Source organism: Bacteroides luti (genome assembly GCF_900128905.1).
GTDB lineage: Bacteria > Bacteroidota > Bacteroidia > Bacteroidales > Bacteroidaceae > Bacteroides > Bacteroides luti.
In genome coordinates this window covers 13,462-37,905 of record NZ_FQTV01000014.1, presented here as the reverse complement: position 1 = coordinate 37,905, position 24,444 = coordinate 13,462, and the positions used below count along the sequence as shown (strand labels likewise).

The 24,444-nt window shown below is 36.8% G+C and carries 21 protein-coding genes; 15 read left to right on the top strand and 6 right to left on the bottom strand.

The window, feature by feature from the left end; translation table 11 throughout:
- Nucleotides 1-212: 212 nt before the first annotated feature.
- Genes BUC21_RS12670 through BUC21_RS12655 form a run of 4 tightly spaced genes read left to right on the top strand, consistent with a single transcriptional unit; the run spans nt 213 to nt 3,218 of the window.
- Nucleotides 213-863: a DUF5715 family protein gene (locus BUC21_RS12670; RefSeq protein WP_073402989.1), complete on the top strand. Its 651-nt coding sequence runs from the start codon at nt 213-215 to the stop codon at nt 861-863.
- 53 nt (nt 864-916) lie between these two features.
- Nucleotides 917-1,669 (top strand): tRNA pseudouridine(38-40) synthase TruA, encoded by a 753-nt coding sequence (gene truA, locus BUC21_RS12665; protein WP_073402987.1) that lies wholly within the window; start codon nt 917-919, stop codon nt 1,667-1,669.
- Between the two features lies 1 nt (nt 1,670).
- Complete coding sequence (locus tag BUC21_RS12660; RefSeq protein WP_073402985.1) at nt 1,671-2,570, top strand: DMT family transporter; 900 nt, start codon at nt 1,671-1,673, stop codon at nt 2,568-2,570.
- A gap of 9 nt (nt 2,571-2,579) precedes the next feature.
- The gene (locus BUC21_RS12655) at nt 2,580-3,218 is read left to right on the top strand and encodes a DUF3256 family protein (protein WP_073402983.1); all 639 of its coding nucleotides are present in this window, start codon (nt 2,580-2,582) and stop codon (nt 3,216-3,218) included.
- 396 nt (nt 3,219-3,614) lie between these two features.
- On the opposite strand, the gene BUC21_RS12650 is transcribed toward BUC21_RS12655, so the two are convergent.
- Nucleotides 3,615-3,869 (bottom strand): type B 50S ribosomal protein L31, encoded by a 255-nt coding sequence (locus BUC21_RS12650; protein WP_073402981.1) that lies wholly within the window; start codon nt 3,867-3,869, stop codon nt 3,615-3,617.
- Between the two features lie 364 nt (nt 3,870-4,233).
- On the opposite strand from BUC21_RS12650, the gene BUC21_RS12645 reads away from it, so the two are divergent.
- The 5 genes from BUC21_RS12645 to BUC21_RS12625 all read left to right on the top strand — a co-directional run bounded on the left by BUC21_RS12645 (nt 4,234) and on the right by BUC21_RS12625 (nt 11,777).
- The gene (locus tag BUC21_RS12645; RefSeq protein WP_083547703.1) at nt 4,234-6,624 is read left to right on the top strand and encodes an endonuclease; all 2,391 of its coding nucleotides are present in this window, start codon (nt 4,234-4,236) and stop codon (nt 6,622-6,624) included.
- 298 nt (nt 6,625-6,922) lie between these two features.
- On the top strand, nt 6,923-7,954 hold the full coding sequence (locus tag BUC21_RS12640) for an endonuclease/exonuclease/phosphatase family protein (RefSeq protein ID WP_073403082.1): 1,032 nt from the start codon (nt 6,923-6,925) through the stop codon (nt 7,952-7,954).
- Between the two features lie 245 nt (nt 7,955-8,199).
- A complete protein-coding gene (locus BUC21_RS12635; RefSeq protein ID WP_073402978.1) occupies nt 8,200-9,201 on the top strand; it encodes a class II fructose-bisphosphate aldolase in 1,002 nt (333 codons plus the stop codon).
- A gap of 200 nt (nt 9,202-9,401) precedes the next feature.
- Nucleotides 9,402-11,426, top strand: coding sequence for an OPT family oligopeptide transporter (locus BUC21_RS12630; protein ID WP_073402976.1), 2,025 nt, complete (start codon nt 9,402-9,404; stop codon nt 11,424-11,426).
- Nucleotides 11,427-11,429: 3 nt separating this feature from the next.
- The gene (locus tag BUC21_RS12625; protein WP_073402974.1) at nt 11,430-11,777 is read left to right on the top strand and encodes a PqqD family protein; all 348 of its coding nucleotides are present in this window, start codon (nt 11,430-11,432) and stop codon (nt 11,775-11,777) included.
- A 195-nt stretch (nt 11,778-11,972) separates the two neighbouring features.
- On the opposite strand, the gene BUC21_RS12620 is transcribed toward BUC21_RS12625, so the two are convergent.
- The 4 genes from BUC21_RS12620 to BUC21_RS12605 all read right to left on the bottom strand — a co-directional run bounded on the left by BUC21_RS12620 (nt 11,973) and on the right by BUC21_RS12605 (nt 18,157).
- On the bottom strand, nt 11,973-13,193 hold the full coding sequence (locus BUC21_RS12620) for a PD-(D/E)XK nuclease family protein (RefSeq protein WP_073402972.1): 1,221 nt from the start codon (nt 13,191-13,193) through the stop codon (nt 11,973-11,975).
- Between the two features lie 182 nt (nt 13,194-13,375).
- Nucleotides 13,376-13,981 (bottom strand): YqiA/YcfP family alpha/beta fold hydrolase, encoded by a 606-nt coding sequence (locus tag BUC21_RS12615; protein ID WP_073402970.1) that lies wholly within the window; start codon nt 13,979-13,981, stop codon nt 13,376-13,378.
- Between the two features lie 1,505 nt (nt 13,982-15,486).
- Nucleotides 15,487-16,554 carry a DUF4831 family protein gene (locus tag BUC21_RS12610; RefSeq protein ID WP_073402968.1) on the bottom strand — a complete coding sequence of 356 codons (1,068 nt, stop codon included), beginning with the start codon at nt 16,552-16,554 and terminating at the stop codon, nt 15,487-15,489.
- Nucleotides 16,555-16,633: 79 nt separating this feature from the next.
- Nucleotides 16,634-18,157 (bottom strand): bifunctional ADP-dependent NAD(P)H-hydrate dehydratase/NAD(P)H-hydrate epimerase, encoded by a 1,524-nt coding sequence (locus BUC21_RS12605; RefSeq protein WP_073402966.1) that lies wholly within the window; start codon nt 18,155-18,157, stop codon nt 16,634-16,636.
- 129 nt (nt 18,158-18,286) lie between these two features.
- Between BUC21_RS12605 and BUC21_RS12600 the strand changes: the two genes are divergently transcribed.
- The 6 genes from BUC21_RS12600 (at nt 18,287) to BUC21_RS12575 (ending at nt 23,731) form a co-directional block, all read left to right on the top strand.
- Nucleotides 18,287-19,825 carry a peptide MFS transporter gene (locus BUC21_RS12600; RefSeq protein WP_073402964.1) on the top strand — a complete coding sequence of 513 codons (1,539 nt, stop codon included), beginning with the start codon at nt 18,287-18,289 and terminating at the stop codon, nt 19,823-19,825.
- A gap of 112 nt (nt 19,826-19,937) precedes the next feature.
- Complete coding sequence (gene hpt / locus BUC21_RS12595) at nt 19,938-20,474, top strand: hypoxanthine phosphoribosyltransferase (RefSeq protein ID WP_073402962.1); 537 nt, start codon at nt 19,938-19,940, stop codon at nt 20,472-20,474.
- A 25-nt stretch (nt 20,475-20,499) separates the two neighbouring features.
- Nucleotides 20,500-21,069, top strand: a complete 570-nt coding sequence (locus BUC21_RS12590) for an adenylate kinase (protein ID WP_073402960.1) — start codon at nt 20,500-20,502, stop codon at nt 21,067-21,069.
- Between the two features lie 20 nt (nt 21,070-21,089).
- The gene (gene obgE / locus BUC21_RS12585; RefSeq protein WP_073402958.1) at nt 21,090-22,244 is read left to right on the top strand and encodes a GTPase ObgE; all 1,155 of its coding nucleotides are present in this window, start codon (nt 21,090-21,092) and stop codon (nt 22,242-22,244) included.
- 2 nt (nt 22,245-22,246) lie between these two features.
- Nucleotides 22,247-23,059, top strand: a complete 813-nt coding sequence (gene pgeF / locus BUC21_RS12580; protein WP_073402956.1) for a peptidoglycan editing factor PgeF — start codon at nt 22,247-22,249, stop codon at nt 23,057-23,059.
- A 9-nt stretch (nt 23,060-23,068) separates the two neighbouring features.
- Entirely contained in the window at nt 23,069-23,731 is a 663-nt protein-coding gene (locus tag BUC21_RS12575) for a B3/B4 domain-containing protein (RefSeq protein ID WP_073402954.1), read from the top strand.
- Here BUC21_RS12575 and BUC21_RS12570 read toward each other — a convergent pair.
- The gene (locus tag BUC21_RS12570) at nt 23,725-24,444 is read right to left on the bottom strand and encodes a hypothetical protein (protein WP_073402952.1); all 720 of its coding nucleotides are present in this window, start codon (nt 24,442-24,444) and stop codon (nt 23,725-23,727) included. The two genes, BUC21_RS12575 and BUC21_RS12570, sit on opposite strands and share 7 nt — an antisense overlap.

Below are 24,444 nucleotides of genomic sequence, written 5' to 3'. Positions count from 1 at the left end.
GCTTGCAAATTTACATAAAAAACTTCGAATTATATACTTGTATAATGAAAATAAACTGTGTACTCTTACATTATGCAGAAACTTTATCAGCAGTCTTGAAATCATTTACTTTTATAATAGAGTTTATTCAGGAATTGTTTTTATAGGAAGGCATTTTAATATATATTTGCAAAACAAAGTACATAATATAAAATCTGATAATTTACTTTCTGATGCGCAAACTTATACCAATTGTAGGCTTGTTTTTTTTAATTTGCTGTTTGTCTGCCTGTAAGGATAAAACCTTAAAGCTAAATCATCCTAAAAACATACGGGGAGTGATAAGCTTTAAACGTTCATTTGGTGATTTAAATGATTTGCATTTGTCGGCAGCACAGGCAATCGGTATTCGTCCTATATCTTCGCGCGAAGATGCCGAAAAGCTGAAAGGCGATTTGGTGCTTATTGAAAGTAATGAATATTATATAGTTGATTCCCTTACTCATTCGCTTCCTTACCTTGTTCCAAAAGCCGGTGATTTATTGTCCAGTATAGGTTCTAATTTCCTTGATTCTTTAGAATCTAAAGGATTAAATCCTAATCAGGTTGTTGTAACATCAGTACTTAGAACTCAGGATGATGTTAAGAAATTGCGCAAACGTAATGGAAATGCATCCGAAAAATCGGCCCATTTTTATGGAACAACTTTCGATGTAAGTTGGAAGCGTTTTAAGAAAGTAGAAGATGATCGCCCTATGCAGGATGTTAACCGCGATACCTTAAAGCTGGTTCTTTCCGAAGTGCTTCGCGATCTTAGAAAAGCAGAAACCTGCTACGTAAAGTACGAATTGAAGCAAGGTTGTTTTCATATTACTGCCAGATAGCAACTTACATAAAAGAAAAAAAACGTACCTTTGCGCCAAAATAATAAAAACGCGTGCAACGATACTTTATTTATTTAGCCTACGAGGGGACAAATTATCACGGTTGGCAGGTTCAGCCCAACGGTGTGAGTGTACAGGAATGCTTGCAAAAAGCACTTTCTACTCTACTTCGCGTTGAAACAGAAGTAGTAGGTGCTGGCAGGACGGATGCCGGAGTTCATGCCAAACTGATGGTGGCACACTTTGATTCAGAGAAAGAAGATCTTAATCTTGCATTGCTTACCGATAAGTTGAACAGATTACTTCCACCTGATATTTCCGTATATCGCGTTTGTAAAGTACATCCCGAAGCGCATGCCCGCTTCGATGCATTGTCTCGTACCTATAAATATTACATCACCTCTGTGAAATCACCGTTCAACCGTCACTTGAAATGGCGGATGCATGGATCGCTCAACTATGAATTGATGAACGAGGCTGCAAAGATACTGTTTGAATATACCGACTTTACCAGTTTTAGTAAACTCCATACCGATGTAAAAACCAATAATTGCAAAATTATGCAGGCGGAGTGGATTCAGGAAGATGAAACCACGTGGGTGTTTACTGTGAAAGCCGACCGTTTTCTTCGCAATATGGTACGTGCCGTTGTGGGAACGCTGGTAGAAGTGGGGCGAGGTAAAATGAGTATCGAAGAATTCCGTAAAGTGATAGAACTAAAAGACAGATGCAAAGCAGGTGCTTCTGTTCCGGGGCATGCATTGTTTTTAGTAGATATTGAATATCCTGCTGAAACTTTTATATAATATGTGGTTATTATTAGCTTTTACTTCAGCCTTTTTACTAGGCTTTTATGATGTTTTCAAAAAGAGATCTTTAAAAGATAATGCTGTATTGCCGGTGTTGTTTCTTAATACACTGTTTTCCAGTCTGATATTTTTGCCGTTTATTATTTGTTCCGCCATGGGGCAGGAGTGGATTAGCAATACCATTTTTTATGTTCCTGTCGAAGGATGGGAAGTTCATAAATATGTGTTGCTTAAATCGGTAATAGTACTTTCTTCCTGGATTTTTGGCTATTTTGGAATGAAGCACTTGCCGCTTACCATTGTAGGACCAATCAATGCAACCCGCCCGGTTATGGTATTGGTCGGAGCAATGCTTGTATTTGGCGAACGACTAAATCTTTATCAATGGATTGGGGTGCTGCTTGCTGTAGCTTCATTCTTTATGCTTAGTCGCTCTGGTAAAAAAGAAGGGATAGACTTTAAAAGCAACAAATGGATATTCTTTATTGTGATGGCAGCCTTAACAGGAGCTATCAGCGGACTTTATGATAAATACCTGATGAAGCAATTTAATCCCATGCTTATCCAATCATGGTATAATGTTTATCAGCTCTTTATTATGGGCGGAGTACTGATGCTTTTATGGTGGCCAAAGCGAAAAGAAACTACTCCTTTTCGCTGGCACTGGAGTATTATACTTATTTCAATCTTTCTAGGTGCAGCCGATTTTGTTTATTTCTATGCACTTAGTTATGACGATTCCATGATTTCTATTGTATCTATGGTTCGCCGAAGCAGTGTAATTGTTTCGTTCATCTTTGGTGCAATGTTTTTCCGTGAAAAGAATTTAAAAAGCAAAGCAATCGATCTTATTCTGGTGCTAATTGGAATGATATTCTTATATTTGGGCTCAAAATAAATTAATAAGATGAAAAAGATAATCCTTCTTTGTTTTTTGATGGCTTCTGTCATCTCCTTGCATGCACAGGATGCCAAATCGGTATTTATTAATATGCCTGATTCCTTGTCGCCTTTGCTCACAAAAGTAAACCGGGAAGATTTTGCGGATTTTCTCGAAAGTAATATGAAAGCGCAAGTCAAGAATAAGATGGATAAAATGTCGGAAATGAAAACTCTGACTAAAGATTATGTTTATTTGCAGACTACCCCTCAGAGTAGTTTTCAGATGAAATTACTTCAGTTGAACGATACAACAAAAATTATTTGTGTAGTTAATACCGTCTGTGGTCCGGCTTGCGATAGTCGCATCCTTTTTTATACTACAGCATGGAAAGAACTACCAGTGAAAGATTATATAGAATTGCCTAAGATGGAGCAATTCTTTATTACTCCCGATTCTACTCAACTCGAAGCGTTTAATAACGCACGGGCTGCATTGGATTTTTATTTGTTGAAATCAGATCTTTCAAAGGATAGCAGTGATATTACTTTTACTTTTGCTTCTTCCGAATATCTGGATGAAACAGCAGCAAAGGATTTAGCATCTTTCGTAAAAAAGGCACTTGTCTATGTTTGGAAAGAAGGTCGATTTACTTTGAAAATGTAACTTAAAGTAAAATCTTAGATTTCTCTCTCTAAAAATAATATTTTTGCAAAAAAAGTCTTGCAGTCTAGCAGTAACCATTTAATGTGTTGTGAATGAATGTAATGGAGGCGCTAGACTTCTTCAAGAAAGTCTAGCGGTAATCTAGTAGTCTAGCACTTGTCTCGTCTGATTTTGACAGACTATGTTTTTGTCTTTTAAATCAAACCCTTATCAGATTATTAAAAGTAAACCAATAAATTCTTATTCCATCCGGGTGTAGGATATTGGTCCACCCGGGTGTAGAGGTTCTCTACATCCGGATGGATGGGCATTGTACACCCGGGTGTACAAGCAATAAAAAAAGCTCCAATACAAAATTGTATCAGAGCTTTTTTATCAGATATAATCTGAAATATCTTATTTCTTGCTACGATCTCCGTAACGGCTTTTAAACTTATCAATACGACCGGCAGTATCAATCATTGTAGATTTACCAGTGTAGAAAGGGTGAGAAGTGTTAGAAATTTCAAGCTTAACCAATGGATAAGTTTCACCTTCGAATTCGATAGTTTCTTTAGTGTTGCAAGTAGATTGAGATAAAAATACATCGCCATTAGACATATCCTTAAATACGACTGGACGATATGATTCTGGATGAATACCTTTTTTCATTTCAGTATTTGTTTTTTAATTATTATTACTTTGTACTATTTGGTAAGAATAGTGTAATGGTCTATTTCAGAGCGCAAAGATAATGCTTTTCTTTAAATTGGAAAATTATTTGAGGAACTTTTTCGTATGATAATAAAATAATGTTTGTTTTGTGTTAATTGTTAATTTTTTAAATGAAAAAACGGACCGATAATCAGATTGTAATATAACTGACAAATAAAATTAACCCTTATGGCAGATTATTTATTGTATAATTATTAACTTTGTACTCCTTGATGGGCTAAATGTCTATGAACTACTTTTTTATATACTATGAAAGGATAATATTGAAGTGTATTTAAATTGGTCAATAAAAAACGATAGAATGAGAAAATTTTTCCTGCATTTGTTAATGCAATTATTAATTGTCTGTATAGGTGGACAATTAATGGCACAGATCCCGAGTGGCTATTACACACCCGCAGTAGGGAAGAAAAAAGCAGAATTGAAAACGGCTTTGCATACCATTATTATGAATGCAACGGTGCTTAATTATGGTAGTGGAGATGGTAAAACATGGTCGGGATTTGCAAAGACAGATGTTCGTACCGATGGAACCGTTTGGGATATGTACTCAAATAATAGGGTTCCAGTAAACGGCAATTATGCAGCATCAGGAATGAATATTGAACATTCATTTCCCAAAAGCTGGTGGGGAGGTGATGAACGTCAGGCTTATAAAGATCTTTATAATCTGAATCCGTCGGACATTGCAGCTAATTCTGCAAAGAGTAATTATCCAATGGCTGTTGTTGACGGTACTGTTACATATTCAAATGGAGTGATAAAAGTTGGAAAATCAAATAGCCGCCCCGGAGGTTTAATTGATGCCTGGGAACCTTACGATGAATACAAAGGCGATTTTGCACGTGCATATATGTATATGGTAACATGCTATGAAGACTATTCAAGTGACTGGACTACTACATCAGCTCTTAACGAACTCGAAAAAAATACCTATCCTACCTTTCAGCAATGGGCTTACCAGCTTCTTCTGAAATGGAGTCAGGAAGATCCGGTAAGTGATAAGGAAGTAAACAGAAACAATGCTGTTTATAAAATACAGGGAAACCGTAATCCGTTTATTGATTATCCGGAATTGGCCGAATATATTTGGGGAGCTAAGACGGAAACCCCATGGAGTGAGAGCACTGATCCTGCTTTGTATTCACCAACAAATAATTCTACTTTGGATTTGGGGGTTACTTCGATCAGTAAAACACTAGAGAAAGAAGTCTCTGTAAGCGGAAAAAATCTGACTGGCGATTTGTCTATAAGTATTTCCGGAACCGGATTTACTGTTAATGCATCTTCTTTAACGAAAGATCAGGTGGCTGCCGGTGCAAAAGTTACTGTTCAGTATAATTCTGCTTCAGCTGCAACTGCAACAGGTACACTTACCTTGTCAGGAGGCGGAGTAACTGTTTCTGTAAATCTTAAGGCTGAAGCTGTTGATGGCATACCTGTACTCGCGGCTTCAAATGTAACTTCAAAATCGTTCGTTGCTTCATGGAAAAATGTGAGCGACGCGTCTACTAAATACGACTTTAGTCTTTATCAATCGGATAAAACAACATTGGTTACAGGTTATCCGGTAAGCGTTGATGCTTCTTCAGAGACTCAAACTGTTACAAATCTTACACCGGATACACAATATTATTATAAGCTTACCGGTGGTGGACTCTCTTCAAATCTTATTGGTGCAAAAACATTAGTTGCTGTACCTGCTGTAACAGCAACTTTGCAGGGTGGAAACCTTGATTTTGTAACATTACCAAATGCTGCATCATCAGTAAAAAGCGTAACAGTTTCAACAGAATATATCAATAGTAATATTGCCGTTAAGGTTGGTACACCTTTTGAATTGTCATCAGATCAACAGACGTGGTCAAATGCTATCACTCTTGCTTCTGCCGGAGGAACGTTCTACGTTCGTATGGCCTCTTCTGCTGCAGGTAGTTATCAGTCAACACTTTCTCTTTCGTGCACTGAAATTTCAGACGATCAGGAAATACCGGTAACTGGGGCTGCTGAGTTGGCTAAAACATTTTTAGAGGATTTTGAGAAGGAAGTAACAAATGGTTATACAACAGGTGATGCTATATGTACAACAGGAAGTTGGGCTTTTGTTAATACATTGATCATGATTAATGATTTAGGCGATTTGAAGATTGGTAGTAAGTCTACCCGTATAAAACCTGCTGGGGCAATTTCTATGAAATCAGATAAAGCGAATGGTGTAGGTACATTATCATTATATGCAGGAACTTATGGTACAGATGTAGCTACTACAATAGGAATTTACTACTCTTCTGATGCGGGAACTACATGGAATACAGTAGCTGAAAATGTAGCTGTATCTAACTCATTAAAGGAGTATAAGTATTCAATAAATATATCTGGTCCGATACGAATCAAAGTTGCAAATTTAACAACTTCTGGAACAAAGCCTCGTGTAAATGTTGATAATATCTCTATGACAGATTATACTTCAACTGCTATTTCCAAGAATGAAAGCGACTCATTCCGTTTCTATGTAGAAAGTAACCAGCTTGTTATTCAGAATGATAAGGTTCAGAATATTAGTATCTATAATATTTCCGGGCAAATTGTATATAAGCATAAACTGAATCCCGGAGTAACTTCTGTCGCACTTCCTCAAGGTATATATATACTTAATGGAGATGGGGTAGTGAAGAAAATTATTATTAAGTAATAAGAGAACTGATTTATTTCCTTTTAGTTTCTAGAACAATAGGGGGAATATATAAATAACTGTATAAGGTTAGAGAGTACTTATTTGTCCTCTCTAGCCTTATTTTGTTTTTAAGCATTTCTTTTTTGACGCTAATATAAAATATTGTTTATGTTAAATGCTTTATGGTTTTTTAGGTATAAAAGTTCTATGAATATGTCCTTGTTTCGTTTTTTTTTAAGACTTTTGTCTGTGAATGGCATATTGCCCTTCTTTTATAAATTTAGTGATATATAAATATAATAAAAATAGATTTAATATGAAGAAACTGCTGATAGCATTGAATTTAATTCTTCTTATTTCCTTATCAGTTAATGCACAGGAGAAAAAGAAGTATGCGCTTTATAGCGTAGCTTTTTATAACATGGAAAACTTATTTGATTACACCCATGATCAGGGTAAAGATGATTATGAATATCTACCCGAAGGCAAAAACAATTGGGATTCAACCAAATATGTATCCAAGCTAAAGAATATGTCAGAAGTGCTTGGCATGCTGGCACGTGATAAACAACCCGAAGGTCCGGCTTTTATCGGATTGGCCGAGGTAGAAAATAGACATGTGCTCGAAGATTTGATTAAACAACCGGCACTTGCTTCTACTGGTTATCAGTTTATTCATTATGAAGGGCCAGATCAACGTGGCATTGATTGTGCGCTTTTGTACAATCCTGCTTTGTTTAACGTTAAAACAAGCAAGCTTCTCCCTTATGTAAATCCTGATGATACAGTTCATAAAACACGTGGGTTCTTGGTTGTAAACGGAGTAATGGCCGACGAAAATGTTACTGTGATTGTTAATCACTGGCCATCACGTGGAGCCGATTCTCCAGCCCGCATATTGGCTGGCAAGCAAGTTCGTGCCATTAAAGACTCTTTGCTTCGAGAAAATCCAGCTTTAAAGATTGTTATTATGGGAGATATGAATGACGACCCAATGGATCAAAGTATGAGCAAAGCCTTAGGTGCACACAGAGAAATTGCAGACGTAGAAGTAGGTGGATTGTATAATCCATGGTGGAATACTTTGCAGGTAAAAGGAATGGGAACACTAACCTACAGGGGAAAGTGGAATCTTTTCGATCAGATTGTAGTATCATCCAACTTGCTAGGTGATGACAGAAGCACATTGAAATTCTGTAAAAATGAGATATTCTATCGTGATTTCATGATTCAGCAAGAAGGTAATTATAAAGGCTCGCCCAAAAGAACCTTTGGAGGTAGTGTATGGCTAAATGGTTATAGCGATCACTTGCCAACTATTATTTACTTTCTTAAAGAGGTTAAATAAAAAAAGAATTTTGATTGCTCAATAAATATTAAAGGAACAGATTCAGTTGAACTAAAATTTGCCCTTTTTGTTTTTATTGCCATATAGAGATTACAATATGATATTTATTCATAGGGAAAAAGTGTCATTAGTAATGAAATATAACGTTTTATAAGATAAAATCTTTCGCAGAACATTTTTATTCAAACTATTCTTTTTAATTTTGCGAAGAATTTTAATTCACTAACAATAAATATTAAAAAAACATGGTTAATTACAAAGATTTAGGCCTCGTAAACACAAAAGATATGTTTAAGAGAGCTATCGCTGGAAAGTATGCCATTGCAGCGTTTAACTTCAATAACATGGAGCAAATGCAAGCTATTATTCAGGCTGCAGTAGAAACAAAATCTCCTGTTATCCTTCAGGTTTCAAGTGGCGCTCGTAAATATGCAAATCAGACTTTACTTCGTTACATGGCTCAGGGAGCTGTGGAATATGCAAAGGAATTAGGTTGTGAAAATCCTGAAATCGTTCTTCACTTAGACCATGGAGATTCTTTTGAACTTTGTAAGTCTTGTATCGATATGGGATTCTCTTCAGTAATGATTGACGGATCTCATTTCCCATACGAAGAAAATATTGCATTAACTAAGAAAGTTGTTGAATACGCTCACCAATTTGATGTAACAGTTGAAGGTGAACTTGGTGTATTGGCAGGTGTTGAAGATGATGTTGTTGCAGAACACCATACATATACTCAACCATCTGAAGTTGTAGATTTCGTATCTCGCACAGGTGTTGATTCATTAGCTATTTCAATCGGTACTTCTCACGGAGCAAACAAGTTTACTCCAGCTCAATGTACTCGTGATGCTAATGGTATCTTGATCCCACCTCCATTGCGTTTCGATATCCTTGAAGAAATTGAAAAAGAAATCCCTGGATTCCCAATCGTTCTTCACGGTTCTTCTTCAGTTCCTCAGGATTTGGTTGCTCAAATCAACCAATACGGAGGTAAGTTAGTTGACTCTATCGGTATTCCAGAAGAACAACTTCGTAAAGCTGCTTCTTCTGCTGTATGTAAGATCAACATCGACTCTGATGGTCGTTTGGCAATGACAGCTGCAGTACGTAAAGTATTCGTAGAACAACCAGGAGAATTCGACCCACGTAAATATCTTGGTCCTGCTCGTGATACTTTGAAAGCTCTTTATAAACTGAAACTAGAAAATGTTCTTGGTTCAGCTGGTAAATTAGCTAAGTAATCAATTAACAGATTATAGCATTGACAGAATCCTGTCCGAAACTATTCGGGCAGGATTTTTTTTTGTTGATTACTCCTGTATATTAATTAAATAAAAAACGAAAGTATTAATTGCTAAAAAAGGTATAAGTTGTATCTTTGTGAATTATGGACAGAAAAATAAGTTTAATTTATTATACAATTTAATCACAAAAGCAGAATATGGCGGATGAAAAAAAGTTCGTGCCTTTCGTTTCGGCGAATGCAAGCATGAGAGAATTTACCGGTAGAGCAGTGCTCATCGGTTTGGTACTGGCCGTTATTTTGGGAGCAGCGAATGCTTATCTTGGCCTTAAAGCCGGTATGACAATTGCTGCTACTTACCCGGCAGCAGTAATTGGTATGGCAATTTTGCGTTTCTTTAAAGGAACAATCCTGGAAGAAAACATAACCCGTACCGTAGGTTCCATTGGCGAGTCGGTTGCAGCAGGTGCAATCTTTACTTTACCGGCATTTTATATTTCCGGTGTGTGGAGTGGCGAACAATTCAGTTCAATAGGCAGTTACTTTATTGCTTCATTGATTCTTATCACCGGTGGTATTCTTGGTGTGCTCTTCGTAGCTTTACTTCGCAGGGTAATGGTGGAAGATAAAGAACTTCCTTTCCCAGAAAGTGTGGCAGCAGCCGAAATTCACAAAAGTGGCCGTAGCGGTTCCGGTGGTTCAAAATATTTATTCTCTGCAATGATTGTTGGTGCTGTTGTTAAAATAGCCGGTGATCTTCGCCTTTTTGCAACAGAATGGACTACCTTCTTTAAATCATCTATCGCTAAGTTTGCCGGTGGCAAAACACTCGATGGAGGTTTCCTTGCTGGCGGACCATCTATCAGCCCTGCATATTTAGGTGTAGGTTACATTATCGGTCCACGCCTTTCAGCGCTCAACTTTAGTGGTTCAGTAATGGCATGGGGATTAATGGTTCCTATGTTGCTTACCGTACTAGGCTCTTCTTTTGTAGGATCTCTTCCTCAAAATGCAGCTTTGCCGGTTGATTCTCCTGATGCATGGATGAATGCGGCAAATGTAGTTTGGAAAGAAGTAGTTCGTATTATTGCTATCGGTGGTATGTTGGTTGCAGCATGTTTTACTTTGTACAGAATGCGTGGAAGTCTTGGAACAGGATTGAAACGTTCTGTAAAGGATTTGAAACGTGCAACTCAGGGAAGTGCATCTGATGTAGAACGTACTGAAAAAGACCTTAAATCATCATGGATTCTTTTAGGTATTTGTTTTGCTGCCATCGCTACATTCGTAATTACATATTTCATCTTCAACACAAGTATCCTTGTAGCCATTGTTGCTTCAACCATAATGATAGTGCTTGCATTCTTCTTTGCAGCAGTTTCTGGTTACTTGGTTGGTATCATCGGTTCAAGTAATAACCCTATCAGTGGATTGACTCTTACTGCTTTAGTTGTTACAGCATTGATTCTTGTAGCTTGTGGTGTAGATTCTCACAATGGTGGTGTTGCAGCAGTATTGGGAATTGCAGCCATTGTTTGTGTGGCAGCGGCCGTAGGTGGTGAAATGTTCCAGGACTTAAAGGCAGGACACATCCTTGGCGGTACACCATGGAAAATGCAGGTAGGCGACTTGATTGGTGTTGTTATTGCCGGTTTTGTAATGTTCGGCGTTTTGATTATCCTTAATCAGGGAGATATCAATATGGGACTTCAGCAAGGTTACGAAGGTGGTTTCGGAAGCAAGAACCTTTCTGCTCCACAGGCTGGTTTAATGGCAGCTCTTTCACAAGGAATTATTGGCGGACAAATGGCTTGGGTACTTATTATTGCCGGAATGGTTATGGCAGTAGCATTTATTTTAATGGGAATTACAAGTCCGATGCTAATTTTTGTGGGAATGTATCTTCCATTTAACACAGTATTTGCTATTTTTGTGGGTGGCTTGATTAAAGGAGTTCTCGATCTATATGTAGCACGTCGCAAATACAGTGTTGGTCAGCTGGCTACCGTGGAAAATACCGGGGTGCTTCTTGCTTCCGGATTGATTGCCGGCGAAGCATTGATGGGGTTGGTAGTTGCCATTTTTGCAATGTTCAACATCTTCTTCGCTGATATGCTTCCATTTGCTAGTCCTAACTACGTAGTTGGTTTGGTTATTATGTTGGTAATCGGTTACTTCTTTGTTCGTGTACCACTTAAGAAAGCCGATTCTATCAAAGAATAATTTATGAAGAAAAAAGAACAAGTAAACCTATTTGATGTAATTCCGTATATCAGCGAACATGTTACGACGGAAAAGGAAGACGATTTGTTTGTGATTGTATTTCCTCGCTTTCGTAATAAGTTTATGCAGAAAGTTTTTGCTCCATGCGGAAAGTCGGCCAATCTTCATGTAAAGCTCGAAGAGCATGGTACGGCGGTATGGAGTTTGATAGATGGAAATCGTACAGTAAGAGAGATTACGGAGCAACTAGCGGAACATTTTAATTATGAAGAAAATTATGAGTATCGCATTACCACGTATATATCTCAGTTGTATACCAATGGGTTTATAAAATATAAAACGGCTCTTTAAATAAAATATAAGAGCTTTGAAATGTAAAAAGAGGAAATGAAGTTGTTTCATTTCCTCTTTTTCGCGTTTATGCTAGTTTATAGCATGTACTATCTTTTCATTCATCATGAAACTTATTGCCCTCCTCAATTTTAAATGTGGCTCAGACGGAATTGTAAGTTTATATTTAGTGCGATAAATACATAGTTAAAGACCTTAATTCTCTTGAAGGTTATTACATGCAATACTTATGGCTAACCCAGAATCTGGCATAATTTGTTTTTGTATACGTTCTTTATTGTATCTATTTTCTAATTCCTTTTTAATCTCAATTGCTTCATCAAATTTTTCTTGGAATAGGTCAATTAGTTTTTCCTTTTTAAGTTTATACCATTCACTCTCAATCTTTTGTGATATGGAGATTCGAGGCTTCTTTCCTTTAGAGTTGTTAAATCGTTTATAATTAAATTCTTTATAATATTTTTCCATTATAGGCTTCCAGTTATTTTCAATAATTTTAAATCCTTGTCTTTGTTCTTCTTCACTACCAGAGTAATTCTTTGAAATAGCTATTTTAAATGATCCATCTTGAAATGAAAAATCAAAATAGATTTTTTCATTTTCAGAGTCAGTGCTATCCAAATTGGAACCTAAGAATATAGAGATTTGTGCTTTTCCATGTGTTTCACTTATATTAAATTTATGCGTCCCAAAACTTACATTTTTAGCAATATCTTGGATTAGCATTTTTTGGAGTATTGTTTCCAACTGATTTTCTGAAATAAATTTTGCATCATCACTATCTTTTTCTTCATTTTGTTTAACTGATTTCTTTTTTGAAGCATCTGTAAAAACAGAAGTAAACGATGTGTGATCTTTTAAAAACTTATTTTTTATTGTAATGAAAGATTCTATTGATTTTAGATATTCATCTAAGATAATTGCATCAGCATATAATTTTGGCTGTAAAACAGATCTTAATTTATCATGAATTTTATCGTATGTTACTTCCGTCCATGACTCAGAATCTATTTCTTTATTATCACATTTTGCCTCTTCGTTTGAATAAGTTAGAAATATATATCTCTTCTGATTATGCTCCGGATATTTTTTTTTCACTATACTTTGGTATTTCTTAAGTTGATCGCTGTGTTGAGAAGATTTTATCTTATTTTCTACGATTATGACCTTCTTGTTTCCAGAAACATCCTCCAGAAGAAAAAGGATATCAATATTATCAGTTTCAACAAGAACATTTATTTCATTATATTCTACTAAAGATTCTTCTGAACTCTTTTGATAAAAAAGAGAATTAAGTATTGAAGATTTTTCTTTTTTAGTAAAAGCTTTATTTTCATCTGAAAAAATCCATCCAATTATAGCTGAATGCATTTTCTCCATATCAGCTAAACCTATTCGGTTAAAAAAGTTACTCATAATAATTAGTTTAGAGGTTTTAAAAAGGTATATATTTAATTAACTCACATAGTTTTGAAACTTTTCCATAAAGTAAAATATAATTGATAAGATAAACTAATTAATAGCAGTAAAAAACGACTGAACGGACTACTGTTATATAAATATCAAATCAATTCAATAAAATTATCGCCTTTTGAAAGTCATACACCTTGTTCTAGGTCTTCTTCGCCATATAGATTTGCTGGAAATGGAGTACATTCCAACTGTTTCTTTAGAATAGGGAAATTCACTTCGAATATCTGATGAATTAATGGTAACAATACATTCTTAATACTACGAGCTGAAATTTGATGTCGATCATTGATTTGTATTGTATGTTGTTTCATATAATGCTTACAGAATACATCGTAGTATGAGAATAGCTCATCGGCTCTGGAGAAAATACCATAAGTTGATGCTCGTTCTTCACAATCAACGAGTGTGAATAACATCTTTTCCATTTCTTTGTATTTATCCACAAAAGGGGATTGATTCAAACATTTATGTGGCTCCATACAGGGGTTAATCACAATTTTGAAATAACTATTCATACGCAATGCAAAGAATCCGCCTAGTGATGAAGCTACAATCAGATTGATGTGATGAGCCTTTATATACTCATTAATCTGTTTCTCTATATTATAGGGATCACCCTCAAATGTTGGATGATACACTGTAGCGTACGAACCTAATTCTGATGCAAGCACCCTTGCCGTTTCGGATTCACTATTGCTATTATAGCCATGAATATAAAGTATATTTATCATATTTTTTTATTTATTGTTCTTGTGGTGTAATAATCAATGGTTTATATTTTTCCTATTCGGGCATATACTTAATTATTTGCAGTAGATGTCTTTTTGCAAATTCAGCCACAAGGATATCTGCTCCTTCAGCTCCTCTGGTAATAATACATTCAATAAATATGCAGATAAATTATATACAGAATAATTGATAAATTTCATCTTAACAGAATTTATTTCTTATAAAGATCAAATTTTATATTGTTAGAAGATAATTTCCGTCAATAAAATTTAGACTTTTATAGCTAAATTTTATCTATTGGCTGATTAATAACAAAGACAACTACTGCTATTTTATCAAGTTAATGTTTTTTATTGTAACAGTTTTTGTTGGGTGCTAAAGATTATGCGTTTCACCTCTCACTCTTCTCAAACCCAGCCACCTCAATCCACTTCTTCATCTTGGTAGAAGCCTGAAAATTCACACTCTTAACCTCAAGACTCTCGGCACGATGAGATTTTTCGGGATCAAAATCTTCACGGATTGAGTAGAAAGTGGAAAAGAACCATAATTGGTAATGGAAACAGTATAACCATTACTTAAAGCTCTTTCTATTGCATTGAAGGTTTTGGCTTTTGCTTGTCCTACTTCATATCTTTGCTATGTATTGCTTCCGGCAATGTATTCGGCAAGTGACATTGTGTCTAACTGTTCGCGACTTTTCACTATGGGATGAACACCGCCTTTTTCGTTTGTGTCTCTACTCAAGTTATCGTTAATCCCCTTGGATTTATATGGTATGCTTCAGATTATTAATGTTTTATTGGTTAATGGTTTTGGTAAACATGTACATGTTTGAATCCAATCATGTACATGTTTTGGAGCAATCTTGTACATGTTTGGGCTGATGTCTCGTTTTGTTTTTACTAATTTGTTTAGTCACATTTATTAAATAGACTATGTTTGATTGCTAATGTCTTTAACTCTCTTTATTAAAGGCTGATTTATAGCCTCTTTCTTCTCAAAAGTAATTTCTGGGGTGGAGAGGGTGGGGTAAAAAAGAGTGTTTTTGCTTTCTGAAAATTAAATTTTGAAAATTCTGCAAATTGCGGAATTTTCAAAAAATAATTTCTGGAAACGAAAAAAGGACTATTTCTCTCCACCCTCTCCACCCCAGTCTTTTAAAATAACCTTGTATTGAGTGGTTTCTTTATCTGTTCTAAACTTGTAATTAACTGATTTTAAGTTCCTTCCAAGCTTGACGATCATCTTCTTACTAATTGCAATCCCCGTCTTGCTTTAAATAGATTCCGCAGTTTTGCTGCAGAAAGATAAATTCCTTCTTCATCAGCTTCCGGTTTACGGTAGTAATCATATAATAATTCTATGTCTACGTTGCTGATTGTGCTTTTCTACAATGTTATTCTTTTCAGTGTTTTTTATGATTGTTTTTTAAACAAAAACCGGCATTAAGGTATAACCAAATATACTTGAATGCCGGCACAAAATAAATATCCTATTTAATATTCTATTTGCTAAGAGTCTCCCTATCTATTTTAATCAAACCTCCGGTAGAAGGATCGAATGTAACCTTCACTACAGATTTCTTCTCGAATAATTCCTTCATTAATGTATCGGTACTGCCGAATTGAGTAATCATGAAATCACTGTCGAACAAATTAGTTTGTGAAGTAAATACTGAGAAATGAGCCTTGCCTGGCACATTATAAACAACTCCTTCAATCTTTTTAGGCTTACCTGTTTCAGGTGTTTTTTCTGGAACTGTTTTTAAATTAGTCAGTGTATAGTAAACAGGAGATCCTGCTAAGTCGTTTACTCCAAGAACTCCTAGTTTCTTTGAGAAACGGAATGCAATTGCTTTGTTTACGTCTTGAGTAGGAGCGATGGTGAACTTATAGCTCTTGGTCTCTTTTTCTACTGTTCCCGAGAAGAGTTCTGTTAGTGCCTTTTCTTGTTCGTCCAGTTTCTCAAGTACTAGTTTCAGTGAAGCACCGTCCTTTGGCATACTTTCTACTTCACCTCTAAGAAGTGAACTTTTACTATCACGAACTTTATAGATTTCTTTAGCTACAAGTTCGGCAACTTTTGCGCTGGAACCAGCCATCAGGATTTCTTCCGTCATAAAGTCGCGTGCATTTGGTTTTGCCTTCTTTTCAACAGGTACCTCTTTTACCGGAGCAACCTTTGGGCTCAACGGAAGATTGATAGTTTTAATAATACCATTTTCTGTCAATTCCATTAAAGGAGCCAGAGTTTTATCTTTCAGCTTTATGAAGTAAGTCTTTTCGGCATCCGGAATGCCAATGCTTTTAGCTTTTACGTCAGTTATTTCCCAATGCTCTTCTTTTGTGTCGGAAATGTTTGATAATCTGAGATAGCGGTCGGCATATTTGCAGAATTCGCCTGGTATATAAGTGGATTTTACAGTTTCGACTTCTATTTCAATTACACTTTTAGGGAGTGTGTATGTAACTCCATACTCCTGATCCTTTCCTCCATATTTAGTAACTTCTGTCTGCGCGAATGTATTTGCAGAAAGAAGAAGAAGGCTCAATAATGCTATTGATTTTTTCATATAAATCTCTGTTTTAACTTTACCTATATATTAAACCACAAATGTAGAGAAAAATTCTCTAAGAACATATTTATTTGCGTTACTTATCTGTGTTTTGGGTTAATTTAAGCCATGCGAATGGAATATTATCGGCTATATCGCCCGATGTTAATCCTCTTTCTCCCAGCTTTTCCTTAGCAATATCTCCTGCGAGTCCGTGTAAATAAACTCCCAGTTTGCATGCTTCTTCGGATGTGTAGCCTTGCGATAATAAAGAGAGCAGAACTCCTGTCAGCACATCACCACTGCCGGCTGTTGCCATTCCCGGATTTCCGGTTGGGTTAAAGAAGCAGTTACCTTCGGGAGTAACAACAATGGTGTATGCTCCTTTTAGTACGATGTAGATTTTACAATTTGTTGCCAAATCACGTGCCTTAATCATCCTTGCAAAACTGCTTTCGCATTTACCCACCAAGCGATCCAGCTCTTTAGGGTGAGGAGTGAGTATGGAACCTTTTGGAATAGAAGGCAGAATCTGACGGTGTTCTGCAATAATATTCAGGGCATCGGCGTCGAGCACTATTGGCTCCTGACAAAGTTTTATTTGTTCCATTAAGGCTGCAGCAGTCTCTTCCGATTGTCCTAATCCCGGACCGATGGCTATTGAAGTATAACTATCTGGATATACGGGCGTGGTGAAGTAGTTTTCGTGCATATCATGCTGAGCCATTGCTTCGGGAACTGCAGTCTGAAGTATGTCGTTGTTCTTTAAAGGTGTATGAACGGTTAATAAACCAACACCGGTTTTCAGGCAAGCCTTAGCAGCTAGTACAGAAGCACCAGCCATACCATACGATCCTGCAATTAGCAGTGCATGTCCGTAGTTTCCTTTGTGAGCGAAACGCTTGCGTGGCTTAATCAGTTTCTTAATATCACTCTCTTCTGTAAGATGCCATGATGTAAAATTGTTTTCAATTCCTTCCTGACTTAAATTTATGTCTAAAAGTTCCCATTCACCCAAATAATCTTCATTTTCAGCGAAAAAGAAAGAAAGTTTAGGTAATTGTAAAGATAGCGTTCTTTCGGCGCGAATTATATGATTCTTGATATTATAAGTATTGTCTTCGCACATTAATCCGGATGGTAGATCAATAGAAACCACCTTTGATGGTGATGAGTTAATGTATTTTACTACTGCGGCAAAACCTCCGGATAATGCTTTTTTGAGTCCGGAACCAAAAAGTCCGTCAATAACCAGGCAATCTTCACTCAACACAGGAGGCTCAAATGCACTGGTGATTTCTGTGAATTCTACATCTGAGTTTTGCAACAGACGTTCTTTATTTATCTCGCAATCTTCCGATATATGGTCGCCGGTATTAAACAAGTATGCTTTCACTTTGTAGCCCTGTTCTGCCAAAAGACGAGAAACAGCAAGTGCGTCACCACCATTATTGCCCGGACCAGCAAATACAATAACCGGAGTTTCCTTACTGTAATATTTTATAATTGCACCTGTTAATGCTACGGCAGCACGTTCCATAAGGTCTATGGACAAGATTGGCTCATTCTGTATAGTGTAAGCATCTAACTGTTTAATCTGTATGCTTGGAAATATTTTCATTGCTTATTTTTTATTAGTCGCGCAAAAGTACTAAAAGCTCTCAAAAAACTCAACTCTTTCACCTTAAACTAAATGTAAAATCACTACTTTTGCATCCAATTAATAAAAATAAAGAATAATATAATATTTATGAGTCAATCTAAAGGGCATCCCAAAGGTCTTTACCTCATCTTTGCAACAGGTACCGCTGAACGTTTCAGCTACTACGGTATGCGTGCAATTTTCATTTTGTTTTTAACTAAAGCCTTGTTGATGGATAAAGTTCTTGCTTCGTCTATCTATGGTAGTTATACAGGTCTGGTTTACCTGACTCCCCTGATTGGTGGTTATGTTGCCGATAAATATTGGGGAATCAGACGTTCTGTATTCTGGGGAGCTGTGATGATGGGGCTTGGTCAGTTCCTTTTATTCCTGAGTGCCTCGTTCTTAAATTCGGTTGAGATGTCTCACTGGCTGATGTATGGTGGCTTGGGATTTCTTATTTTTGGAAATGGTTTCTTTAAACCCACTATTACTACTTTGGTAGGACAATTATATGAGCCTAACGACAGTCGTTTGGATGCAGCATATACAATTTTCTATATGGGGATAAATGTGGGTGCGTTTATTGCTCCGCTTGTTTGTGGATATTTTGGCGATACTGGTACTCCGGAAGATTTTAAATGGGGATTCCTGGCAGCAGCCATCGGTGTGTTGTTTACCATTATAGTATTTGAAACTCAGAAAAATAAATATCTTGTCTCACCTTCAGGAGAGCAAATTGGTATTATACCTGATGCGCAAAACCATAAGAAGGATGAAGATAAACAAGAACAGTTAACTATCTCTAAGGAAGATGCAATAAAGAAAGCTCTTTTCTTTGCCGGAGTTACAGTGATTCTGTTTGCTATATTTAAATGGGTTTTTGATGCTGAATATATTAGTGCAGGTATCTTTGCTGCATGTATTGGGATCCCGGCATACATCCTTTTCGACAGTTCACTTACAAGAATAGAAAGAGAACGAATCATTGTTATTTATATCATCGCCTTTTTTGTAATCTTCTTCTGGGCTGCTTATGAACAGGCTGGTGCTTCGCTTACTCTCTTTGCTGATGAACAAACAAACCGTTCTATTTTTGGATGGGAAATGCCCGCTTCTTATTTTCAGGCATTTAATCCTCTTTTTGTTGTAGCTTTGGCTTTTGTGATGCCGTTTATCTGGGGTTTCCTGAGCAAGAGAAAAATGGAACCATCTTCTCCTGCGAAGCAAGCAATAGGTTTGTTCCTCCTCTCTTTAGGATATTTATTTATAGCCATTGGCGTAAAAGACCTTCAACCAGGTGTTAAAGTAAGTATGCTTTGGCTTACAGGTTTATATTTTATTCATACAATGGGTGAAATGGCATTGTCTCCTATCGGCTTATCCATGGTTAACAGATTAACTCCGGTTCGTTTTGCCTCTTTAATGATGGGTGTTTGGTATCTTTCGAATGCAGCGGCAAATAAGCTTGCAGGTATACTTAGCGGCTTATATCCGGAGGCAGGCAAATCTAAAGTTATCTTAGGCTTCGAGGTGGTTTCTTTATACGATTTCTTTATGGTATTTGTTGTAATGTCGGGAATTTCCGCTGTAATATTATTCTTGTTGTGTAAATGGCTGCAGAAGTTAATGCATGGAGTAAAATAGTTACTTTTAGATTTCACAGGAATCTCTTATGGAAAAAGAGGGTATATTCTTGCATCCCTTTCCATAAAAAGTAGTACTTTTGCGCTTTCAATTATATAATAAAACAATTGTTATGAAAACAATTCAGATAAAAGATAAAACATTTGCTCTTTCTATTAACGAAGAGAGCATTCAAAAAGAAGTTACTCGTGTTGCTGACGAAATTTGTCGTGACCTGAAAGACGAGAACCCTATTTTTATTAGCGTTCTTAACGGATCTTTTATGTTTACTGCTGATTTAATGAAACAAATCAATATCCCTAGCAAGGTAACTTTTGTGAAGCTTGCTTCTTATGAAGGTGTTGCTTCTACCGGAGTTATCAAGGAAGTCGTTGGCTTATCAGAAGATATCCAGGGTAAAACTGTGGTTATTGTGGAAGATATTGTTGATACTGGTCTAACCATGCAACGTTTACTTGAAACACTTGGAACAAGAAATCCTAAAGCTATTCATATTGCAACTTTACTTGTGAAGCCTGACAAACTACAGGTGGAACTGGATATTAAATATTGCGCAATGAGAATTCCTAATGATTTTATTGTAGGATACGGTCTGGATTATGATGGATATGGCAGAAATTATCCTGATATCTACACTTTAGCAGAATAATTATAAATAAAATAAGGTAAAAGAAATGTTGAACATTGTTATTTTTGGTGCTCCCGGTTCTGGTAAGGGAACACAAAGTGAATTTATTATTAAGAAATTTGGTGTTAATCATATCTCTACTGGAGATGTACTTCGTGCAGAAATCAAAAACAATACAGAACTTGGTAAAACTGCTAAAGGGTATATCGATCAGGGACAATTGGTTCCGGATTCTTTGATTATTGATATCCTTGCTAGTGTACTTGATAATTTGAAAGAAAGCAAAGGAGTTATCTTTGATGGTTTCCCAAGAACTATTCCTCAGGCTGAAGCTTTGAAAGTTATGCTTAATGAAAGAGGACAAGATGTTTCTATCATGCTTGATCTTGACGTACCAGAAGAAGAATTAATTACTCGTCTGATTAAACGTGGACAAGAATGTGGTCGTGCGGATGACAACATGGAAACTATCAAAAAACGTTTGGTTGTTTACAATACTCAGACTTCTCCATTGAAAGATTACTATAAAAAAGAAGGTAAATATCAGTACATCAAAGGTCTTGGCACATTAGAAAGCATCTTTGGTGATATTGTTACTGCTGTTGAAAAATTATAATTTAAGAAGAATATATTATTATGGCTGAATCGAATTTTGTTGACTACGTTAAGATCTATTGCCGCTCCGGTAAGGGAGGCAGGGGCTCTACGCACATGCGTAGAGAAAAATATATCCCTAACGGCGGACCCGATGGAGGCGACGGCGGAAGAGGAGGTCATATTATATTGCGTGGTAATCGTAATTACTGGACATTGCTTCACCTGAGATATGACCGTCATATTATGGCCGGACATGGTGAATCGGGTGGTAAGCAACGTAGTTTCGGTAAAGACGGTGAGGATAAATATATTGAAGTTCCTTGCGGTACTGTAGTTTATAATGCAGAAACCGGCGAATATATCTGTGATGTAACGGAACACGGACAAGAGGTTATGTTACTGAAAGGTGGTAGAGGCGGTCAGGGTAACTGGCATTTTAAAACAGCTACTCGTCAGGCTCCTCGTTTTGCTCAGCCTGGTGAACCGATGCAGGAACTTACAATTATTATGGAGCTGAAGTTGCTGGCGGATGTTGGTCTTGTTGGTTTCCCTAACGCGGGTAAATCTACTCTACTATCTGTTGTGTCGGCGGCTAAGCCAAAAATTGCCAATTATCCGTTTACTACACTTGAACCTAATCTGGGGATTGTTTCTTATCGCGATGGGAAATCTTTTGTGATGGCTGACATTCCAGGTATTATAGAAGGTGCAAGTGAAGGTAAGGGACTGGGACTCCGCTTCCTTCGACATATTGAGCGAAATTCTCTTTTGCTTTTTATGGTTCCTGCTGATGCAGATGATATTAAGAAGGAATATGAAATTCTGCTCAACGAGCTTTCTACCTTTAATCCGGAGATGCTCGATAAACAACGTGTTCTTGCCATAACTAAATGTGATATGCTGGATCAGGAACTGATGGATGAAATAGAAAAAACGCTTCCGGAATCTATTCCGCATGTGTTTATCTCGTCAATCACTGGCCTTGGTGTAGCAGCCTTGAAGGATATTCTTTGGGAAGAACTGAACAAAGAGGGAAACAAGATTGAAAGTATTGTTCACCGTCCTAAAGATGTGAATAAACTTCAGGCTGAATTAAAGGAAATGGGTGAAGACGAAGACTTCGAGTATTCTTATGAAGATGAGGATGAAGAAGAGGAAATCTTCGATGATTATGAAGAAGAAGACTGGGAATAATCATGACAGAATTAACAGAAGATAAAGTAATATTGGGTTTTGAACAACTATGTTCAATTCCCAATATTTCTCATTTTGTAACCACACGTAAAGGTGGTTATAGCGAAGATACTTTCGCGTCATTTAATTGTGCGCCTTTTTCGGGTGATGATCCAGAGAAGGTAAAACGTAATCAGGAAGTGTTATGTTCTAAAGTGGGTATCCAACCACAGCAGTTGGTAATTCCATTTCAGACTCATGGAAATACAATCAGGGCAATTGATCCTTTCTATGTGAGCTTATCTTTGGAAGAACAACAGCGCAGACTTCATGGTGTGGATGCTTTAATTACCAACATACCGGGTTATTGTCTTTGTGTTTCTACAGCCGACTGTGTTCCGGTTCTTTTATATGATACGGTTAATAAGGCGATAGCTGTAATTCATGCAGGATGGAGAGGTACTGTTGCTAAAATTGTTAAACAGACTCTCGACTTTATGGATAATACATATAATACTGATGCGAAGGATGTTTTAGCTGCAATTGGCCCAAGTATTTCTTTTGATGCCTTTGAAGTTGGTGAAGAAGTTTATAGTGCTTTTCTTAAGATTGGATATGATATGACGAAGATTTCTTCCTGGAACGAAGATACTCAGAAGCATCATATTGATTTATGGGAAGCTAATCGAATTCAATTGACTGAAGCCGGAGTGTTACCGGATAATATTGAGGTATCGGGTGTTTGTACCTACGAACAACATGAACGCTTTTTCTCAGCCCGACGTCTGGGTACTAAGTCCGGACGTGTTTTGTCTGGTATAATGTTGAAAAAATAACAAGATCTGATGTTTATTCTCAAAGTATCTGAAGAAGTCCGTAAGGCTTGTCCTGATTATAACGGTGCGGCTATACTTGCAACGGTAAAGAATTCATCTTTCAACGAGGATTTGTGGAAACAGATAGATGCCGTAGCTGCAGAGTACAAGACTTCTCACAAGATAGACGAGGTGAAGAATAATCCTCATATTCTTGCAACGCGTAATGCATATAAGAAATTTGGTAAGGACCCAAATCGTTATCGTCCGTCGGCTGAAGCTCTTTGCAGAAGAATTGTCAGGGACTTACCTCTTTACAGAATAGATACCTTGGTGGATCTCATAAATCTGGTTTCTATCCGCACCGGATATTCAATAGGTGGCTTTGACGCTTCGAAGATAGTAGGAGATACCGTGGAACTAGGTGTTGGTAAAGCTGATGAACCTTTCGAAGGCATTGGCAGAGGTATGCTTAATATTGAGGGGTTACCTGTTTACCGTGACGCAATTGGCGGAATTGGCACACCAACCAGTGATAATGAGCGTACAAAGCTTTCAGTTGAAACAACTCAGTTATTAGCTATAATCAATGCTTACAGCGGAAGTGAAGGATTGGCCGAAGCTGTGGATTACATGCAATCTCTGCTCAGGGAATTTACTGAATCCGATGGTGGTGAGGTTATTTATTACTGATTAACAAGCGTACTATCTCTCACCTCCTGTTGATCAATTGCAGGACCGGGCTGATTTCCTTTTGTCTTTGAATCGAACTCGTACATCATAAAGATAACAAATGCGTAAGCAAGAATCATCAGTGTTGAGTATGTCATTATTTTCTTAGCTCTTTTAGGCTTATATACCATTCTCGACAAACGAATTATGGAGATTATCAATCCTGTAATCATACCTACCCCTACCAGATAAGGAAGAATCCCCAGGAACAGGAATACGATGAAATATATTATGTAGTATAATGCTACTGCCGATATAACAGGTATTATTACTAAAATAGTCAATCCGGGAAAAAGATATTTTTTAAGTTTGCTTTTATTTTCTTCTTCCGGTTCTGTTTCGTCGTCTGTAACTGGCAAAATATCTTCTTTTACCTCTTTTTTGCCAAATCCAAGTATGCCCAGTCTGTGAGCCAATGCTATGAATACACCAACAAACCACAGGATGCAAAGAATTGCCACATCATCGAGTATATTTATGCTCAGTGGATTTGTAATATAAGTGAGAGAACCATTTATAATAAGGTATCCGGCCCATACAGAGAATAGAGTAAGTATACATAATACTCCAATCACTATATTTTTCCACTTTTTAGTGGCTGAAGAATTTTCGTCAATCATAACCTGAATTTCAGAATTCTCTTTTTCGTTGTGTTCATTATATTCTGTATTCAT

What these genes read in the sequence shown, in the direction of transcription:
- BUC21_RS12670 (WP_073402989.1), top strand. Translation starts at nt 213, where the DNA reads ATGCGCAAACTTATACCAATTGTAGGCTTGTTTTTTTTAATTTGCTGT.
- BUC21_RS12660 (WP_073402985.1), top strand. Translation starts at nt 1,671, where the DNA reads ATGTGGTTATTATTAGCTTTTACTTCAGCCTTTTTACTAGGCTTTTAT.
- BUC21_RS12655 (WP_073402983.1), top strand. Translation starts at nt 2,580, where the DNA reads ATGAAAAAGATAATCCTTCTTTGTTTTTTGATGGCTTCTGTCATCTCC.
- BUC21_RS12650 (WP_073402981.1), bottom strand. Translation starts at nt 3,869, where the DNA reads ATGAAAAAAGGTATTCATCCAGAATCATATCGTCCAGTCGTATTTAAG.
- BUC21_RS12645 (WP_083547703.1), top strand. Translation starts at nt 4,234, where the DNA reads ATGAGAAAATTTTTCCTGCATTTGTTAATGCAATTATTAATTGTCTGT.
- BUC21_RS12640 (WP_073403082.1), top strand. Translation starts at nt 6,923, where the DNA reads ATGAAGAAACTGCTGATAGCATTGAATTTAATTCTTCTTATTTCCTTA.
- BUC21_RS12635 (WP_073402978.1), top strand. Translation starts at nt 8,200, where the DNA reads ATGGTTAATTACAAAGATTTAGGCCTCGTAAACACAAAAGATATGTTT.
- BUC21_RS12630 (WP_073402976.1), top strand. Translation starts at nt 9,402, where the DNA reads ATGGCGGATGAAAAAAAGTTCGTGCCTTTCGTTTCGGCGAATGCAAGC.
- BUC21_RS12625 (WP_073402974.1), top strand. Translation starts at nt 11,430, where the DNA reads ATGAAGAAAAAAGAACAAGTAAACCTATTTGATGTAATTCCGTATATC.
- BUC21_RS12620 (WP_073402972.1), bottom strand. Translation starts at nt 13,193, where the DNA reads ATGAGTAACTTTTTTAACCGAATAGGTTTAGCTGATATGGAGAAAATG.
- BUC21_RS12615 (WP_073402970.1), bottom strand. Translation starts at nt 13,981, where the DNA reads ATGATAAATATACTTTATATTCATGGCTATAATAGCAATAGTGAATCC.
- BUC21_RS12610 (WP_073402968.1), bottom strand. Translation starts at nt 16,554, where the DNA reads ATGAAAAAATCAATAGCATTATTGAGCCTTCTTCTTCTTTCTGCAAAT.
- BUC21_RS12605 (WP_073402966.1), bottom strand. Translation starts at nt 18,157, where the DNA reads ATGAAAATATTTCCAAGCATACAGATTAAACAGTTAGATGCTTACACT.
- BUC21_RS12600 (WP_073402964.1), top strand. Translation starts at nt 18,287, where the DNA reads ATGAGTCAATCTAAAGGGCATCCCAAAGGTCTTTACCTCATCTTTGCA.
- hpt (WP_073402962.1), top strand. Translation starts at nt 19,938, where the DNA reads ATGAAAACAATTCAGATAAAAGATAAAACATTTGCTCTTTCTATTAAC.
- BUC21_RS12590 (WP_073402960.1), top strand. Translation starts at nt 20,500, where the DNA reads ATGTTGAACATTGTTATTTTTGGTGCTCCCGGTTCTGGTAAGGGAACA.
- obgE (WP_073402958.1), top strand. Translation starts at nt 21,090, where the DNA reads ATGGCTGAATCGAATTTTGTTGACTACGTTAAGATCTATTGCCGCTCC.
- pgeF (WP_073402956.1), top strand. Translation starts at nt 22,247, where the DNA reads ATGACAGAATTAACAGAAGATAAAGTAATATTGGGTTTTGAACAACTA.
- BUC21_RS12575 (WP_073402954.1), top strand. Translation starts at nt 23,069, where the DNA reads ATGTTTATTCTCAAAGTATCTGAAGAAGTCCGTAAGGCTTGTCCTGAT.
- BUC21_RS12570 (WP_073402952.1), bottom strand. Translation starts at nt 24,444, where the DNA reads ATGAATACAGAATATAATGAACACAACGAAAAAGAGAATTCTGAAATT.